We start from the raw sequence: 18827 nt of genomic DNA on the forward strand, positions 1-18827 counted from the left end.
TAATAATGTAGATACAAGCTGAACTATATAAATAAATTAGAACGGGGACTGAAGAAGATGAGTGGTAATTTTGAGAACTTTCCGGTTGATTTAATTATTATTAGCGATAAATTGGATACTAGAACGAAGCTTAAGTATCTGAAGATGTTTTATATTGAGGAACAAGGTTACGTGGCAGCAAGCACAAGTGATACATCATATAACCTTTTTAAAGTAGTCGAAACCGAAGGTGCATCGTCTGAGCTACATGACATTGTGGATGATTTGGAATGGAAACGAGCGAATGACCATCTTCTTACATATTATAAAGATGTATTGAACTAATAGAAGTGTCCCCACTTTCCTGGCATTCAGCCAGGTTTTTTCATAATCACAATGTTTTGTGCCATGAATCTTGGGTAAATCTTGCGAATTATGTAATTTGGTAGACAGCACCAAGGTTGTAGGGTTTTAACCTATTAAAGATTCGGATAATAGACTTAATGCTGCCGAGCTATTACAATACAAAGGAGAATTCTGCGGAATGAAGGTGAGTAAAGATATGTCTAAATTTAAAGACCTAATATCCAATGAGATTTCTTCCCTTGCTCAAAAAACGGTTGCCATGCAAAAAGTTGGAATAGATTCCGAGAAAATTGAGAGTCTTACTCAGAGCGACTTGCAGATTATCTCAAAAGGGTTTATGAATAGTAATCTGCACGAGTTGAAACCCCTATTGGAGAAATATAGAGATAAAGAGAGGGAGCTATTAAAGAGGTACTTAACGATACAAAGCTCCGGTCAAAAAATTACAGAAGCAGATCGCTTAGAACAGGTGCATCATGATTTGATTATCAAAGCGATTGAACTGGCAATTCAAATGAAACGGGAATATAGAAAACAATATAACTCGCATTCTCATATCTTAGAGAAAAATTTAATTAAAGGCGGACTCTTTCTTAGTGGAACACCTCACGGGATGAACAAACTTACAGGAGGGGATATCCTGGAGTTAGAACGACGTGGTTTCCGTCCTATGATATACAAGAATGATAATGGGGCTTTATTAAATACTTATGATACAAGAGTGTTAATAGGGCTGTTTAAATTGTGGTTGAATCAAGGCAAGAATAAACAAATCAAGTTCGAATTTAAGGACCTTGCCGAGGCTATGATTACGAAACCTTCTGGGGGAGAGTACAAACTAATCCATAAGAGTTTAAAAAATATCGCGGCGACGTGGATTGAGTATAAGGAATACTTTGATCCTGCGATCTCTGAATACTACTCTGCTACGATTCAACATAGACCGATTAAGAGTTTAGCCTGGATTGCACGGACTCAAGAAGAGGAAGGAAAGGAACGAGCTGCAGTAATAACTTTCCATGAAGTACTACATGACTCATTACTGGCTGGCAATTATCTTTTCATTAATATGGTGATTTACAATGAGTTGCCCACCTCCTATGCAAGAATGATTTATTTAAATATTTTAGATGCTATTGAGAATGGGACTACGTCATTCTCGTTGGATCAGCTCATGGATCATATTATTCTGAAAGATGGAAATGATGCGAATTTTAATCGTGCGAGGACCATTCGGACGATCGAAACATCTTTTGCGCACCTGTTGGATGCAGATATCATCTCTGATTTCAAAATGTGCAAAAGCAAACGTAAGTTTACCCATATTGAGTTTACACCAAGTGAGTGGCTTCAGGGTCACCGAGGCAAGACGGGAGCAATTGAACTTGACTCGTCCCAAAAAATGCTTTGAGAGCTGTTGGTACAGGCTCTCTAAGTACAATTTTTGTTTACTATTTATTTCTGGTCCAATATTCAACATACATTCTACTCCGTAAAATAACATACATTCTACTCCCTAACAAACCATACATTTTACTCCGTCATGGTTTATTTCTTGTTCTTGTTTTTTTACCCTCCAGAATGAAACGCACAAATAGCGAGATGGAAGTTTAAAAACTGTGGATTATTCGGTCGAATATAAAATATATTTCGCGAAAATCACGGAGTAGAATGTATGTTAATGAACGGAGTGGAATGTATGTTGGTGGGAGTAAAAGGTATATTGTAGGGAGTAGAATGTATACTTAAGGGAGTGGAATGTATTATTGAAGGAAGTATACATTCTACTCCGTCATTGATCATACATTTTACTCCGATTGACCAACAAAGATGGTTAATGATAATGTCGAATTAGGTAAAAAGGTAAATCATTCCTTAGACTTGTGGATAAAATTAGAATCTCCATTTTAAGGGGTTCTGCTTGAGGAAAATCATTGTCTTACTGCGTCAAGTTTCATGGTTAACTAGACCAAAGAAATGTCTTTAAAAGCTGTTTTAGTTTTTATATTGCGAATTTTAGCGATGGATCAATCCCATTCTACCACTTACATCATTGGAGTCCATTTATATAGAGAAAGGAGGCCCAACGTGACTGAGATTGTATTTGAAATCACCCAACCTAAAGATAAAGAATCCGGATCAAAGGATATTGCGCTAACCGATGGTTTTATTGATGCGCTTTTTTCAATCTCCGAAAAGATACACACCAGTGAAAAGTTTAGAACACGTTCTAATGGAGTTGGCCGGTTAGTGTGGCATGTGACAGAAGCAGACATCATGCTCATGGTTACACTACACGTGTGTTTTAATTCAGAAGGTAAGCTTGAAAATGTATCAAGACACCAAATCTATAAAAAGCTTTATGATCTCTATGAAGATCCGTGTTGCGATGATCAATTTTACATAGCATTTGAGAAATTTGTACGTTTGGGCCTCATTCAAGAAAAGCTATCTGGCGTCACAAGTGAGTTTTCTCTTACAAATTTTATTAATCCGGATACGAATAAGATTAGTCGTCTGGTTGTCGTAAACCCTTTTGTCTTTTCTAAGGGCTTTACGGATCTTCCTATTTCTGCGCAAAAGTTAGTTTTTGATCTGCTTCGTAAACAAGGTAACGAGAAAGAGAAAGAGGTCTTTTACTGGCTCAATAAAGATAAGGGGATATTAAAACAGCTTCATAAGAAGCATGTGTACGAGTTGAAAAATATACTCCATCTTCTTTCAACGACAACCATACAACATCAGAAGCCAATCATAACATCTTGGAACATCGAGGCTAGAAGAGGGACCACCTCACCAAAATTGACGGTAATCGTCAATGAAGCTTATACAAGCAAATATGTTCCTGGAACCCAATATAGAGATGTCTTGCAAGGCAAAAAGACATATAGAAGGGTTATTAGACATCTCAAGAATCTCCTCTCTAAAAATTTGATTGGAGAGTTTGAGTATCTTAATGATGGAAGTGACTTCTATCAATTAGTTCGCTTGCTGCGTGGGAAAAGTTATAAGTATATGGTTTATGTGATCGAGAAAATCAGGGAATTATATGAAAAGAATCGGATGTTCCCGATTAATATTATGGAATTCATAAGAGATGAGATGCGTCACAAAGGTATGGTGACTTATCTGGAAATCGCGAAGCAAACGGGGGTATATAAGTTTATATGCCCTCGTAAATTAGATGAGAATAGATTATACGAATTTGCAGCTGCAGCAAGTATGTTCAGCCAACGTGAATTTACTAAACTTTGTTTGGCTTCCGTCAGATCCTTAGAAGGTAGTTATACAAGGCCACCGGCATTTAGCCTATATGATTATACTCAATCTAATGAGTTACAGTATTATCTTGATGCGGTAACGATGAGGAATCACGCTTTCTCACTAAGGAAATGTCCTGACAAATATAAAGAACTTGAGATTCAAGCACTTATTCGCTTAGAGAATGAATATGAAACACGAGCAGTGCGAGAGTGGATGATCAACAAAATAGAGATGTTGCCAGCTTGGACTACAATTCCAGATGTTCCTCTCGACTTCAAACTTGAACATCATATTCTAACTAAAGAGCATACCGCCTAGCCTTCTTTGATCAGTAAAAAAAGAGGGCTATTCGTTTTGATGAAATAGTTATGTCTGTGAATTCTTACGACACAGACTATATTGTAATTGTTAAGGGAGAGAAGAGGGTAAACAACGGATCACTACGAACCGTTGTTTTTTTTGACATTGTTCATATAAATACAGAATAAAAATTGAAATCTTATCAGAAAGAATTAATTTTCCTCGTACAAATACAGAAAGATACTGTAGATAGTTTGATAAGATGTATCATCATCATATAGTTTTCATATAAATACAGAGTCACTTAGTAGATTAAATTCTGTATTGTGGACAATTGCCAAGTGTCATAAGTCAGTATATTCAAAAGTATTTTCCTCTCCAATATTTTCTGTAATCATATGACTGATTTTTAGTTATTCCTGTATTTATCAGATTCGTATTACCATAGTTCTGTATTTATCTGTTGATAAGTCTTTACACGTATATGGGACGAGTATGTACCCGGTTCTATATCGATCTTTTATTAAGTAGATCATTTAGAAATAGTTTCTCCTACAGTCTTCACATCATTTTATTTGCTTTCTCAAAAGGATTAGCTATGGTAAAATACAGATATACCAACAGCTGTTAATGCCTATAAGTCCTAGCTTGCGCAAAAGGACAATTCTATTTCAATGCACTTCTCTTTCGAGTGACCAACTATCTCATGCTGAGATACCTATTCCTTTTTAGGATGTATTGGTCATTGGAAAGAGTTAGTGTATTTTTTTGTCGTTTTAAGAATTTAGGAAAGAGGAGAAACTGTGATGGCTAAATTTATAAGTGAAGAAACGATTGATGAAGTCAAAAATGTTACAGCGTATGAATTGGCTGTACAAATGGGTTACAGCGTAAAAAGTTCAGGCACTTCTTGGGTCACGTATTGTCCCAACCCGAATCACTGCTCAGAAAAAAGACTTAAAACATATATCTCCAAATATAAAGGTATTTTTAAGTGCTTTGATGGAGGAGGTTGTGGTTGTAAAGGTGCAGATGCGATAACCTTTTATTGTTGGAGTCAATTCGGAGAATGGGACAGAAAACACTTTTTTAATTGTATCTTAGGAATCGCAGAGATCATGGGAATTAATGTTGCGTATGAAGATGGTCAATCTAAGCGTTCTGATGAAGATAAAACTCCCAAATATCAGGTGCGACCTTTCATTGAAGAGGTTAAACCGCAATCGGATGAAATATGTGATCGAGTGTACCGCAGATTCCTTTCCTTGTGCCCGATATATGAAGAACATGTCCATGAATGGAGATCTAAAAGAAAATACTCTGATCAAGAAATTGTAGCGATAGGGCTCCGGTCAGTGCCTAAGAGTTACAAAGAATTGAACATAATTATTCGTACATTATTAAGTGAAGGCTTCTCTTTAGAGCGCGTTCCAGGATTTACAAAGAGGCTTCGGAAAGGCGGAAATCCCATTCATGAGGGAGATTGGTTCTGGACTATCTCTGCATCGGGGAAATACTTTATTCCTTTGCGAAATGCAAGAGGGCAAATGATCAGATTGCGTGTATCAACCGGAAGAGATGATAAAAAGTACATGTGGTTTTCTTCTGCTCCTAACATTGAGTATGTTGATGATGTATATGAAATGAGAAAGGCTGGTGCATCCTCTGGAGCACCATTAAACATCATTGCACCTTCTTCAATACTTCAAGCCTGGGAGACAGGAGTAGAAGTCACTAAATATCTTGCGTCAGATGTTGTTGTTTGTAGCGAAGGCGAACATAAATCCTATATATCTAGCAACATACTTCAAAAACTATTAATTGGTATACCTGGCGTAGGTATTTACAAGGATGTGATCCCCCTCCTTCGTCAATGGAGAACCCAAAAGCTAGTGATTGCTATGGATATGGATGCTCTCTTAGACGAAACGAAAGAAGCAGGAAAGAATAAGTACGTATTTGAACATCTGACAGAGTTTGCAAAGCAAGCTTTAGATGATGAGGGCATTGAAGTTGTCATTTGGTGCTGGGATCCACAATTGGGGAAGGGACTCGATGATATCTTATTGCAGTCTATTTTACCCATTGAAATAGACTTACGTACCAAAGCAAGACGTCTAGTTACTTTATGAGTGAGCGTTGTTAAACCTATTCTTTAGTATATGAGAAGGTAAACGCTCGTTGCGACGTTTAAAGTTATTAGACGCAACCGACGATTGGTGTTATTCCCCAAAGTGTAGATGCGCCTCATATGGCTGATGATAAGAGATATTACAAACGATACAACTTTAGATCGGCTCCTATGGAAGATTATGAAGTACGTGATGTAAGGAAGAAGACATAACCATCCTAATTTGAAGTTGAACTTTTCTATACACTCCGATGAAATGAATATAGAGAAAGAATTAGAGGTGCAAGTATATAATACTTCTCCCGTGATAGCAGAATACTATGGAGTAACATTGTATATTGAAAAAAAATTCAATTAGTAAACAATGGTGGCTTTGTGTTTGATAAAGAAACTGTGCTGTTACATGATAATGATTAACTTACACCTGTCTTCCAGTTAATTCGAAATTTCACCTTACCCAATGCTATGCCAATTTGGGAAGGAGAGCCCTTTCTTCTGGGTACAATAAAATTGATACTGTAAGTGAAAAAGATTTGTATCATATAGGATGGAGGATTACCGGCCCTGGATTTAAAAACACTAATTTTAGTATAGTAAATCTGTAGCATCCTTCGGGGTGCTTTTTAAATTATTGACTGACTAGTAGTTATATTGGTCACTATAGCTGCATTTGTTTCATAAAACATAGGTAGACTGACACTCGTTGTTATATAATTGTAGTAGAAAAGTAAGTGTAAAGTGAGAGCCAAGTGTAGTATGTACAAATACGTCATTATTATAATTCGCAAAGTTATGTGAGTGAAATAATACTTTCATTAACAGGATGAATAATCATGCTATATGACATTAAATTTTCTTCTGAGGTTGCAGGTAAGCCATTTAAATGTACTGTTAAGGCACTAGATAAGGGTGAACTAGTCCGCAAGGTCACACTCGAGTATAGAGGAATCTACAAAGTCATTCCTGATAATCCAAACAAACTCAAGCATCGTGACAAAGTGGGTACATTAGTAGGCTTCAAAGTAGATAAGTTAAATAACCCATTGAAAGCTAGAATAAAGTTTGATGAAACTGGAAGCATAGGCTATGTGAAACTTGAAAATTTACATCATTTTAAAAATGAATAGATAAAACATTCTTTCATTCGGATGTGATGGCATGGTTAAAATTAATTTTCAAATCAACTGTAGCGACACAGGTGAAACCTTTGCCTCATATCCCGATTACCTAAATAGCAACCACTGGAAAGGGATCAAGGATTGATTTGGTGCATCAGTCTACGTTTTTCACATACTATAGTTTTAGTATTGAAAGAGTACATCGGGTAGACTTATCTTTTATTTAAAATGGAGATGCTTATGCATCCCCAACTTGTACTTAATCAATTAAACTTTTTTGGGTTCTTTATCTACTATTGTACCTGAGTTAATTGTATAACCGTAAATCACCTTGTATCTTACTTACACCGCCGTAATTAATCACTTGTATTCTATAAGTTCCCGCGGGAATATTGTTGAAGCTTCGTATAGTGTTTTGATCTGTAAAAGTCCCACTTACATAAATACTTTGTTCAAAACCATTAGCTCCAGAGCCTATTAATTTATATTGCACTAATGGATTATACTTAGGATCAACTGTTTTTTGATGTATCCAAATACTAACTTCTCCCGTATTGGACACTTGGAACCATGATGATTCATAAACAGAAGTAAGACTAAATGAAGTTGAATAGACCATGCTTTGAGCTAGTGAGACGGTAGAATTTGAAGAGGTTCGGTTATTGACTTTTGTGTCAACTTGAATGTTAGAAATATTTTCGTTCTCGTTTTTATGTTGCTTGTTTACATCGATTTCTGCCGATGCTGCTGAAGATATACTGCTCACCAGAAATCCAATTGATAAAAATGTAGTTATAATTTTTCTCATGAATATTGGGCCTCCATTATATAAAATATATTACATACTAAAGATAGTTCGGCATCTATTTCAATTCACCTTCCATATTGTGATATTTAATTACAATATATTTATTTAATGTTAATTGTTACAAATGTCACTAAAGCATTCTCTTTATTGTTGTACTATATATATGTAATATATTTCTTTTATAAGGAGAGATTTGTATGAGAAAGAAAATGTTATTGCTTGGGTTAGTTTTCATTCTAAGTTTGCTCGGCGCCTCATCTGTTTTTGCAGAAACCAACAATGCAATTGTACACCCTAGTAAGTTGGTTGATACTGCGATTCCCGTAGTAGGTCAAGGTCAATATGGAAGATACGGTCTCGAAGTAACAAAAGGTCAAGTTCACATTATTTTGGATGAGCAGCAGGCAGACTATAGCTGGAAAAAAGTGCATGAATTCACATTGTATACTCCTTCTGGACCATTGGCTCACTATTATGATTACTGGATGAAAAATGGAACCAGATATACTATTACTTTAATTGCTGTAAGAGACACCGAACTTGGTGTTGGATATGTTAGAAACTAAGTGAATAAAAAGAGGACTGTCTTTCGGTCCTCTTTCTTTATATATAATTAATCTTTCTTAGAAAAAAGAAAAAGCAGCCCGAAGGCTACTTAAAATGTAGTAATGTATTGGAAAGATTATTCTGATACAATCAACCCACCCTTAATGATAACCTCTTCAGTTCCGAATCGCTCTCCGAAAAGGCTTCCTTTGAGAACTACACTTCCATAGTTGTTGATACTACCTGCTATTTGACCTCCGCTCTCTACGGTTGCTTGGCCTCCAGAATCAACGCTCAGAGTTCCATTGAGAGTGCCCTGAATTACTACCTCTCCACCATCAAGAACACCAATAGCCCCATTGACACTTCCCTTAACCGTCGCAATTGCGTTATTGCCTATCTCAAGCGCGCCTTCTATTGATCCTTCAACCAGCAGCGTTCCAGATCGGACGATTATCCTTCCTATATATTCGCTTTAGACAAACTTCTGAATATAGCTACGATCTAAATTGAAAATCGGTACATCCTTATCTAGACCACATCTAGCTCCTATAGTTACCTCGTTTTCTGTTTCTAGATCGAATTGTTCTTTTGTAATGCAAACTCCTCGTTTTACCACGTAAGTTAATATTTTTCTCTTGAAACATCCCTATTTTCTAGTGAATAATGTATTTCGATTTTCATAGTGTTCTCGTCCTTTCATGTAAACTAACCCTCCTATGTATCCTGTTTAAATTCTAATATGTTCAATTTATTTGGAAGTTTTAATCATAATAAATGTTAAAAAACCCTTAATAAGTAATAATTTTAAATAATCCTGTTATTCCAAATCAATTGGTTGAAGTCCTCAGAACACAACAAGAAAAGTATGATGCTTTGAAAAGAAAACTGGGCAGAGAGTTTCTTGATCTCGATTTGGTTATATTCAATTTGAAAAATGGCGGTACTGTTTTTCCAAGTAATTATGATGAAAATCTATCCCAAAGATGTTAAAAGAGCAGATCTTCCACATATAAGATTTCATGATTTGCGACATACACATGCAACCTTACTATTGTCTAAGGATATCAATGATAAGGTGATTTCCGAACGATTAGGACACAGTAAGATTTCAGTTACGTTGGACACGTACAGTCATGTGATACCAAGCATGCAACAAGAAGTTACAAACACTTTAGAAGAAATCGTATTTCTGTGACGCATCTGTGACGACTGGCATACTGAGAGCTTAAAAACCGTTGATACACCAAGGTATTTTGAACTTTTATATCATGTGCGGTGCAACTACCGTATGCCATTTTGGAATAGAGTCGTAAAGTACTGGTACACGTCATGCACCCATATGGGACAAGCTTGATAATACTTCAGTATAAAAAGGGATTTGTTAGACGAAAATGATGCTCCTTTTAACAATATGGATATAATCACATCAAGTGGAAACATACCTATTTATATTGGCGACTTAGAAGATGGTTGCAGGAAAGGTAGCATTTATAACTGAGTGGTTCATTGATAAAAAAAGAACTTCGATAGTACTTCTCTTAGCCGCAGAAAACAAGGTCAATTTTCTTCAAGCTACATACGAGAATAATACTTTGAAAAATGATTTAGATGAGTTGATGAGGGCTCAAGGTATTAAATAATTATAATATTGTAAGAGCTACCTCATTTCTGAGGTGGCTTTTACATGCCCATGAAAGCATACTTTTAACTAGCAGCGTAGGAATACAACATCGTATGTGTTTTTTAACACACAATTTGTATGAGAACTCAAACACATTATATGTGAGAGTCATCGCACATCCTGTTGCATATACATTGTATATGTTATATGAAAATGTTATATTATTCCTAGGAGACTAGTATTTTATTCAGCTTTCGTGAGTAACTAGTAGTCATATTATCAGGTGATCCAATCATAGAATGAACTGTCTAATCTAAATTAGATAGGAGATGATTGCATTGGCTGGCAAAAAAGGAGGAAAACGAATGGCTGTTAGTCTTCGTGAACGACCAACTCTTGAAGGAAAAGATGCAGAACGTTTTATTAGCAAAATGAAAAAAAATGAAGAGTTTATGAAAAAGCATGCTGCAAGAAAAATTAAGGAGTACCATGACAGACTTTCTAGAGGAGAATGAAAATTATACACTCACACACAAAATTATATCCATAGATGACCTAGCTCATTTAAAAAATTTTAAGTGTGGTAATGGTTCTATGGATCTTTTTCTTGCCGTTGAATCCTACCCTTCTCACATAGAAAGAGAATCAAGCACCACAGTTGTCTACATTAACGATAAACTTGTTGGGTACTATACGTTGCGACACATTAAATTGTCCTCATTGTTAACAACAATCACTCCAGAAGAAGATCGCGATGTTTTAGATATTGCACGACTAGCTGTAGATATTCAACTACAGGGGAAATATATAGGCACTGCAATAATGGAAAATATATTAAAAATGGCTGTTCAACTCAATGAACGCTTTATAGTACTTGACGCTCTAAAAGAGAAATGGAGTTGGTACGCTAAAAAATTTGATTTTGAGCCACTGTTTGAGAGTGACATAGAAGGTTCTGGAGAATTAGTTACAATGCTAATAGACTTGTACGATCAAGATTTGATAGAACGATACTATGACGAATAACAAATGAAATACCAAATTTACATAGAAATTAGCTATGGAAGCCTTATAAACAGGGCTTTTTTTATTTGTCCAAATTTTATATTGGAGGTGATTTTGCGTGACTGCCTTTAATCTATTTTTAATGTGTTTAAATAAGTCTGTAGTATATTGTGCAGATATTTTTTTGTCTGTCAGTCCAACAAACCATAACTTTCATCATATTAATTCGCAAATAAGTAAAAAAGTATCTCTGATCTCTTCTTGGGCTAGGAACTAGTTAATTTGAAGAAGATTAGAGGCTTTTGACAGAATGTCATAAGTGCAGCAGACGAGGCTTTTAAATTTAGGGTATCCGTCTAGCATCTATTAGACAAGCGAGAATACATCTTTGACTGGAGTAGACAATAGAAGCGTATAGAACAGTATCCGTGATGATCATGGAGAGATGATACTTTCGTAATACGTTTCGGTTTAGGTACAAAAAGGAGCCTTATTTAGTGGGACCGTTGTTTATATGTATACATATTATTTAAATCTAAATGTTTCAAATGTCTCAAGAAATTCTGACAAGGCATAAAATCCAATTCCAATACAGACAAATCCAAGGATAAAACAACCGATGATTGAATTAGAAAATCCACTTCCTTGTCCATAATGTTCACCACAATTAGGACATATAATTGCAGATCTTGAGATTGGATGCCCACAAGATCTGCAAGGTTCTATTTTTTTAGATCTCAATCCTATCAATCTTCTGTAGATATTAAGAAACACTCCAGCAATACCCATTAAGCCCAGTACAAATAGAGCTATGATCAATCCTGCAAAGAATACCATACCAAAAATCTCACTGATGTTATGAATCAAATCATTTACTAACTCCTCCAACGTTAAAGTCAATCCGGATTAGTCTACCAGACCTAGGTATATTTTTCTATCAGAGTGTATGGAAGTTACAGATCCTTAAATAAATCTAACAAATAAAATAAAAGCCCAATTCCTCCAGCCAAAGCTACAACTCCGGCGAAAAAGTTGGCTAATATACTGGTAGAGAATGAATTGGCTCTTCCGAAAGTTTGGCCACAATTAGGACAAAGAATAGCTTCTTTAGATATCGTATGACTACACGAATGGCAAGGTTCTAAGCTAGAATTATTACCTTTGATTGCCGAAATTATATTTCCGAACATTCTGCCAAAGAAACGAATAGACATATAAAAGAATGTCAGAATGAAAAGAGATTGTAATGTTGTTCCAACTATAATGCCTATTTTCTCTTCCATGTATTCCCTCCAAAATTTAATCAATCCAGAATAGTCTATCAGACCTATATGGGTATTTCCATCAATTTCTATTATAAAAAGCAAAAAGGAGTGACTTCCGCTAGGGTGTCACTCCTTTTTGGTCTTTAATTTACTTCCTTCAATAATTCCTCATAGTTATTCCGCACATTACCTACTTCTTTGGGGACTTCATATACTCGCATTTCTGACGCTTGATATGGTTTGAGCAGACTGAGCAGGGACTGGACATCATGATTATCTCTTCCAAGCCATTCAGCCTCATCCTCTGAGCGCAGAATAACCGGCATGCGATTATGAATGTCTTCCATGAGACTGTTAGGTTCGGTCGTAATAATCGTGCAAGTACTCAACTGATTGTCGTTTTCGTCTGTCCAGGTATCATAAAGACCGGCAAGTGAAAATAAGCGGTTATCTTTCATCAGAATGCGCATTGGTTGCTTTTCCTTTCCTTCCTTCCGCCACTCATAAAATCCGTTCGTGGGGATGATACAGCGTTTGGAGCTGATCAGACGTTTAAAGGACGGCTTCTCTGCTAATGTTTCTGCGCGGGCATTAATCATCTTGTTCCCGATCTTATCATCTTTTGCCCAAGTAGGCACCAGACCCCAGCGGAGAGCGCCTAATCTATTACCGTTTTTACTTCCGATAATAGTTGGGATGTACTGCATGGGTGCAGCATTATAGTTAGGCTTGTACTCAAATCCATCTGCAATAGATGCATAGTACCTATCCAAGATAGATTCTAAAGGGTCAGTGATTGTAAATCTACCACACATACAAAACACCTCCTGTATTGTGCTTACAATATATAATCTTACACTGGTGTACGGGGTAATCTTAAATTTGGGGGAGTACATAATAACACTTCAACCTAATTATAGCGGTTTGCTATAAAGGATTGAGGCGGTAAGTTATGGAGAATACGACAAGTGTTGATCAGTTCATATAAGTTTGTTCAAACCATTCAACGGACTCTGTTAGACTCGCAATTCCTACTACGAAAAGTCCTACTCCAAAAAGAAAACAGATAATTATTGAATCACCTAATCCGTTCATTTTACCGTAATGTTCACCACAGTACGGGCAAATAATAGCAGTGTTTGAAATCGAACGTCTACATGTTGTACAAGGCGTCATTCTGTCTATTTTTACACCTTTTAATCTTCTATAAATATTGATAAAGCTCTTAATAATAAACATAATTGATAATACAAAAAGTGATAATGTTAAAGCACCTAAACAAAACACACCAACGTAGTCACTAATTTCGTTAATCTTTTTACTCATAGAACAGTTAACCCCTCATTCAAGTTTAAACTCTTTTAATGGGTAGCAGCATCCGGAATTCTTCCAACTGGTTGTCTACCTAGCTACCAGCACCACGATTTTCTGATGGACTTATGTATTGGATATCTACACCTTCTCAGCCATTCAAAGCTCGACCTAAATTTAATTATTCGGCAACTCCTTACAATACTCCTTCAACTGACGCTCAACGTGTATTGGCGCTTGATTTACCACTCCCTTTCTTTGTACGTTTCTCCAGAAGTGGTTACCGGTTTTGTACAGCGGTCTTTTGAAGAGAACTATGCGTAATGGTTAACTAAACCAATCATTATCGCTATCCAATAAGATCATTTGGTCCTCCGAGGCGCATTATCTCAGATGCGACAAACTAAGTTTGAGATAAACTTAAAGGATCATGGTTGTGTGCAAAATGAAAGAAGCAGTTTGCCGTTCGCAGCTGCTCCACATTTCGTTGAGCTAGCAACATAAGTTACTTTAGGTACGTCTGTGTAGCAAAAAGGAGGAGGAACATGAGGAAAAAAATATGTATTCTACTAGTGCTACTCATGGGGGTTACGATCGTTGCTTGCAGTATACCTCAAGCTGAGAAGCTGACCACATTGACGTTGCAAGAACTCTATCCAGGGGATATTGCGAATGTGGATTCCATTGAGATTACGGATGGTAGCTCAGGCGAGCGGAAAATGTTCTCTAACCAAAAACAGATTCTAGAGTGGGTTGATCAAATAAAAGATATGAAATTCGAGCCTGATTCGAACCAAGAAGAGAGAAGTGGCTTCATGTACTCGGTATCTTTGCGGGAAGGTCACATGAGTAAGTTGGGATTCACTCCGAATTCGCAGGGTGGACATAATTACATCCACAACGAGGAATTGACGTTAAAAATTCAAGAGATGTTTGGAAACATGGATTTCCATAAATGAGAGGTGAAGGCGTGTCACAAGTCTTGAATCGGTGCTATTTTACTACTATTCTATACATAATAAGCCAAGCACCCGATAAATAATTATAGTTACGATTAAATCCTAGAAGGACGGTACAATAATGAAAAGTATTACACGTATGACTGCTTGTTTGGTTTTAGCCGCATCACTATTGGGTTCTACAACTGCAGTAGCCGAATCCGAGATGCAGGAGCAGAATGAAAAAGATATAGCCACTTTGACGTGGAGAGGAATTCCAGCATTAGACATGAACGAGCACTGGGCCAAGCGTCTCTTTCAATGGGGTATCTCTGAAAATATAATTAATGGATATTCCGATTACAACCTTAAGCCTGATCAAGTAATCACAGAGGCTGAATTCCTCAAGATGTTATACAGAGCAGAGGGTATGGCCATTCCAAATGCAAGTGCAAATAGTGCATATCTACCCAGTGAGAGTTGGACAGAAGGTCTCTACAGGGTGGCTAAACTATATAACCATCCGACAACGGGAGAAAACAACTTTGCGATGAGAATGCAGCCCATTACCAAACTACGTGCTGCAGAAATTATCAGTGCAACTCAAGGCGTTCATTATACTGGCCAATATGCTGTCGCCTATCTGATCGGACATGGATTATCCAACAGTGAAGCTAATTCTCCAGAGCAGTTTGATGAAGAAAGTACGCTTACGAGAGCAGAAGCACTTCAATGGATACGTCAGCTTGCTTTTCATGGAAAACTTAAGATCGACGTAAGACCAAAAGTTCCTACAGATCTTAGTCTTCTTCCTGATCTAATGGACATAAATTCTGAAGTGATTCCTGATTTTAGTACGGAGCCCGTTACTGATGAGGATTTTAGTTTGTACATTCTTGGCGATGTTCCAGAACTTAGATTTGGAGACTCGAAAAAATCAATTGATGAACAATTCGGAGAATCTAAAGGAAAGAATATATTTGATTCTGATACATATCCGTTATTCACCGCACACTTTAACCAGAGTGGAGAGTTAGATGGTTGGAGTATTGACTCATACATGGATGGTTCCCCTAATACAGCTTCTTCACTACTCACAAAAAAAGGGATTGTGTTGGGTGAAAGCACCTTGTCAGATATTATAGATCGATATGGGTCAGCTGGAGTGAGCGGCAAAGGGATCATAGAGTATTTTTATAAAAGGATGAGCGATGGCACCTATGAGGATATTTCAATTTATGATCCGATCCAAAATATTGAAGACGTGTATACGATCTCGTTTATTGTCGATGATGAAACCCAAGTACTCTATCATGTAATGGTGACTTCTTTTAAGGTTGCTTTCGGTTATACCTAAATCCTTGTGTTATTAAAATCACGGAAAACCAAAGAAGCAGCTGATGAGTATAATCGGCTGCTTCTTTGATTCAGCTAACAGGAAGATTAGCGTAACTCACCATTATTTGTTGGGGTTTAAGAGATAGAGCTCATAAAGAGTGAAGAGCCATTGACACTCCCACCCCTAAAGGGGCAAGATCACTAAAGTGATTGGGATTCTTAGCTAAGCTTAACGTCCTCATTTCATTTCTGCTTTGGACAGATGCTAAGATTAGGGTATGCCATTACCCCTCCTAAGACAGTGCATATAGCACCTTAGGCTGATTGACTGTTACCGCCAATCACAGTTGCGTAGCGAATATTCATCGCCCCAACGATATCACGATGTTTCTTGAATCCACATGGGCACTTATATCTTCTATCTTGCGCCTTGTTCTTTTTTGAACATGCTGGACAGGTTTGACTTGAATATGCAGGGTTCACATATTCCACTTTGATCCCTGCCATATTTGCTTTGTATTCAATGAATTGTGCCAAACGGTAGAATGACCAACGGTGTAGATTCTTTTCGTTTTTACGACTTGTTCTTGTCGTCTGCCTAATATTCGTTAGTTGTTCTAAGCGAATGACAGAAGTCTTATTTTCGACTGCGAAATTAACGATTTCACGACTGACTTTGTGGTCTTTGTCTTTCATCCATCGTTGTTCTTTATCATCTAACTTGCGAATAGCGTTCACTTTCTTTTGTTTTCCTAGCTTTTGACGAACACTACGAAACTTCCGTTTCTTGTATTTGTTTTCTCGCCCATTCCCAAAGAAGCGAGCGCGATCATGATCTGTGATGGCTACGGCAGGGATTTTCAGCCCTAAATCAACGCCCAAAATCCGCATCCCCGTTTTTTCAGTTGTTGGCATGGTGACAGCAATTTGGGCTATCCACTTACCTGAGCTTTTCGTGACACGGAGCGTACCAAGTTTATGCTTCAAAAGGTCAACGTTTCGATGGTCTTTGTCGATGAACAATGCACGAATTTTTAAACGCTTAGATTTTCCCTCTACCATGAATGGAATGGAAATGTGCGTGAAGTCCAGAGAATAGTTTTGGTTATTCCATACGCAAATCGGTTTCTTTAGGATCGGTATGATTGCGTATTTACTTTTCTTAACTTTGGTAGAGAAGACACTATTCGCATCTTTAATCGCTTGATTTTTTACTGCACTTGGTAGATTAGCAGGAATGTCTTTAGTTGTCTTCTTCAACCTTTTCTTTTCTTCTACCATCTCGGCCACGAGTGTATTAACAACTCGGATATATTCATGACTACTTTGTTGCAATAGTTGGATCTGCTCTTTAGTCGGCAGCAGCTTTACCTTAACCGTTAGGGTCTGAGACAGTTACTTCACCCCCTTGTCTTTTGTTGTTCAACATAACGCTTGATGGTCTCACTTGATACATTTCCAGCGGTAGAAACAAAATAGGAACGTGTCCACAAACTGGGCAAATGCAGAAGGTGTGGAAACTCTTCTCGTAGTTTTTTTGATGTGACTCCTTTTATTTTGGCCATGATATCAGCAGGGCTTAATGTTGGAAGTGCATTGAGAAACATATGTGTATGGTCTTTGTCGCACTCCATGGCAACAATCACAATATTAAGCTCTGCACATACCTCATGCACCAGTTCCTTGAAGCGCTGTTCTACCTCTAATTTGAGAAATATCTTTCTTCTGTATCGTGGGCAGAACACAAAATGATAGTTCAACAAAGTTACGGTTGTGTTTGTTCTTCTATATTCATTCATATCTATATTGTATCAGTTTAATAGATGAATTGAAACGAGCTAAAAAATTAAGAACGCAGACATTTCGGATACTTGAAGCATCACAATAGTGATACTCCGTATCCGACCTCACTTTTATCCCACATCTAAAGAATTGGGCTTTCTCGTTCGGGGTTTCTGTAAGTATACGAAGTGAACACTTGTGAAGATGTATTCTAAAGGAGTCATAATAGTAATTTTGTGGTTATTATGATTAGTGTATCGGCTAAGCCTGTTCTATCCCAATTTACAAATGCTAATGATACGATGAATCAAAGCCATCGTGATATAATTAAGAAAATTCAACGCTATTACTGAGATATACATATGGAGTGCAGCCAAAGATGAATAAGAATCTCAAAGATATAATTTGCAGGTTAAAGATAAGCTTGAAAGAAGATCCAAATGGGATAATAGTTGGTGAGTTAAATGAGGGGATCTCTGGTATTGAGTTTGAGTTTAATTCTGTTCACCTCACTCAGTACATTTCATTTCTAGAAAAAACAAATGGTGCACGCTGTGGGGCGATTGATTTTTGGACCTATGAAGAATTACCTGATAATCAATATAGGGTAAGCGAATTCCCTGAGTTTATAAATAGGTGGCTTGAGATAGGACAAGTAGTGTATAAACCGCTTTTTATAGACAAGTTTTCTGGTTCGTTGATTCTAATAAAAGATGAGGGGAGATTCCAAGAATTCGAAAGTTTAGATACGTTTCTTTTGAGTTTTGTTTTCGGCAAGAACTATGAGTTAATAGTTCCGTATGTTGAAAAAGAAGAATGGTTTCAGTTTCTTATAAGAAATGAGACTATGAGTTTTCTCTAGTAGCCTTATGACAAGACAGCATGGCTACATACAGGTTTAAAAGTAGATATCGTGACTAAACGTTCAATTTTTGGCGGCTAAAATTACACCTCAGAGTCGAGAAAATCAAACAAAAACAGTTACGGGCGAACTAAGCTCCGAATAATTCGGAATCATAGCTCCCTGTAACTGTTTTTGATGTAGAGTACTT

General features: G+C 37.0%; 19 protein-coding genes. 12 read left to right on the forward strand and 7 right to left on the reverse strand.

Annotation, left to right across the window (positions count from 1 at the left end; all coding sequences use genetic code 11):
- Positions 1-57 precede the first annotated feature (57 nt).
- The 5 genes from V6668_RS30430 to V6668_RS30450 all read left to right on the forward strand — a co-directional run bounded on the left by V6668_RS30430 (position 58) and on the right by V6668_RS30450 (position 7167).
- Entirely contained in the window at positions 58-324 is a 267-nt protein-coding gene (locus tag V6668_RS30430; RefSeq protein WP_091036794.1) for a hypothetical protein, read from the forward strand.
- Between the two features lie 199 nt (positions 325-523).
- Positions 524-1756 carry a hypothetical protein gene (locus tag V6668_RS30435; RefSeq protein ID WP_091036796.1) on the forward strand — a complete coding sequence of 411 codons (1233 nt, stop codon included), beginning with the start codon at positions 524-526 and terminating at the stop codon, positions 1754-1756.
- A gap of 677 nt (positions 1757-2433) precedes the next feature.
- A complete protein-coding gene (locus tag V6668_RS30440; RefSeq protein ID WP_100526671.1) occupies positions 2434-3927 on the forward strand; it encodes a hypothetical protein in 1494 nt (497 codons plus the stop codon).
- Positions 3928-4715: 788 nt separating this feature from the next.
- The gene (locus V6668_RS30445) at positions 4716-6041 is read left to right on the forward strand and encodes a DNA primase (protein WP_100526672.1); all 1326 of its coding nucleotides are present in this window, start codon (positions 4716-4718) and stop codon (positions 6039-6041) included.
- Positions 6042-6873: 832 nt separating this feature from the next.
- On the forward strand, positions 6874-7167 hold the full coding sequence (locus tag V6668_RS30450; protein ID WP_091036803.1) for a hypothetical protein: 294 nt from the start codon (positions 6874-6876) through the stop codon (positions 7165-7167).
- 298 nt (positions 7168-7465) lie between these two features.
- Here V6668_RS30450 and V6668_RS30455 read toward each other — a convergent pair whose 3' ends face one another.
- Entirely contained in the window at positions 7466-7966 is a 501-nt protein-coding gene (locus V6668_RS30455; protein WP_091036805.1) for a hypothetical protein, read from the reverse strand.
- Between the two features lie 197 nt (positions 7967-8163).
- Here V6668_RS30455 and V6668_RS30460 point away from each other — a divergent pair, with 197 nt between their 5' ends.
- From V6668_RS30460 to V6668_RS30475, 4 genes are all read left to right on the forward strand, one after another.
- A complete protein-coding gene (locus tag V6668_RS30460) occupies positions 8164-8532 on the forward strand; it encodes a hypothetical protein (RefSeq protein WP_091036808.1) in 369 nt (122 codons plus the stop codon).
- A gap of 947 nt (positions 8533-9479) precedes the next feature.
- Positions 9480-9710, forward strand: coding sequence for a tyrosine-type recombinase/integrase (locus V6668_RS30465; RefSeq protein ID WP_243391258.1), 231 nt, complete (start codon positions 9480-9482; stop codon positions 9708-9710).
- A 764-nt stretch (positions 9711-10474) separates the two neighbouring features.
- Complete coding sequence (locus tag V6668_RS30470) at positions 10475-10651, forward strand: hypothetical protein (protein WP_165789821.1); 177 nt, start codon at positions 10475-10477, stop codon at positions 10649-10651.
- Complete coding sequence (locus V6668_RS30475; RefSeq protein WP_165789822.1) at positions 10626-11162, forward strand: GNAT family N-acetyltransferase; 537 nt, start codon at positions 10626-10628, stop codon at positions 11160-11162. Before V6668_RS30470 ends, V6668_RS30475 begins: the two co-directional genes overlap by 26 nt.
- 504 nt (positions 11163-11666) lie before the next feature.
- Here the strand turns inward: V6668_RS30475 and V6668_RS30480 are convergent.
- From V6668_RS30480 to V6668_RS30495, 4 genes are all read right to left on the reverse strand, one after another.
- Positions 11667-12008 carry a hypothetical protein gene (locus V6668_RS30480; RefSeq protein WP_133120412.1) on the reverse strand — a complete coding sequence of 114 codons (342 nt, stop codon included), beginning with the start codon at positions 12006-12008 and terminating at the stop codon, positions 11667-11669.
- Positions 12009-12094: 86 nt separating this feature from the next.
- The gene (locus tag V6668_RS30485) at positions 12095-12424 is read right to left on the reverse strand and encodes a hypothetical protein (protein ID WP_100526674.1); all 330 of its coding nucleotides are present in this window, start codon (positions 12422-12424) and stop codon (positions 12095-12097) included.
- Between the two features lie 125 nt (positions 12425-12549).
- Positions 12550-13221, reverse strand: coding sequence for an SOS response-associated peptidase (locus V6668_RS30490; RefSeq protein ID WP_338709130.1), 672 nt, complete (start codon positions 13219-13221; stop codon positions 12550-12552).
- 160 nt (positions 13222-13381) lie between these two features.
- Positions 13382-13732 (reverse strand): hypothetical protein, encoded by a 351-nt coding sequence (locus V6668_RS30495; protein WP_338709131.1) that lies wholly within the window; start codon positions 13730-13732, stop codon positions 13382-13384.
- Between the two features lie 530 nt (positions 13733-14262).
- On the opposite strand from V6668_RS30495, the gene V6668_RS30500 reads away from it, so the two are divergent.
- Positions 14263-14676, forward strand: a complete 414-nt coding sequence (locus tag V6668_RS30500) for a hypothetical protein (protein ID WP_338709132.1) — start codon at positions 14263-14265, stop codon at positions 14674-14676.
- A 121-nt stretch (positions 14677-14797) separates the two neighbouring features.
- Entirely contained in the window at positions 14798-16012 is a 1215-nt protein-coding gene (locus V6668_RS30505) for an S-layer homology domain-containing protein (protein ID WP_101314325.1), read from the forward strand.
- Between the two features lie 296 nt (positions 16013-16308).
- Here the strand turns inward: V6668_RS30505 and V6668_RS30510 are convergent, their stop codons facing one another.
- Together V6668_RS30510 and tnpA are read right to left on the reverse strand one after the other, a co-directional pair.
- Positions 16309-17388, reverse strand: coding sequence for an RNA-guided endonuclease InsQ/TnpB family protein (locus tag V6668_RS30510; RefSeq protein WP_149847045.1), 1080 nt, complete (start codon positions 17386-17388; stop codon positions 16309-16311).
- 5 nt (positions 17389-17393) lie between these two features.
- On the reverse strand, positions 17394-17792 hold the full coding sequence (gene tnpA, locus V6668_RS30515) for an IS200/IS605 family transposase (protein ID WP_101314323.1): 399 nt from the start codon (positions 17790-17792) through the stop codon (positions 17394-17396).
- A gap of 362 nt (positions 17793-18154) precedes the next feature.
- On the opposite strand from tnpA, the gene V6668_RS30520 reads away from it, so the two are divergent.
- Positions 18155-18637, forward strand: a complete 483-nt coding sequence (locus tag V6668_RS30520; protein WP_100528652.1) for a hypothetical protein — start codon at positions 18155-18157, stop codon at positions 18635-18637.
- Positions 18638-18827 lie beyond the last annotated feature (190 nt).

Source organism: Paenibacillus amylolyticus (assembly GCF_036894225.1).
In the GTDB taxonomy this organism is placed as follows: Bacteria; Bacillota; Bacilli; order Paenibacillales; family Paenibacillaceae; genus Paenibacillus; species Paenibacillus amylolyticus.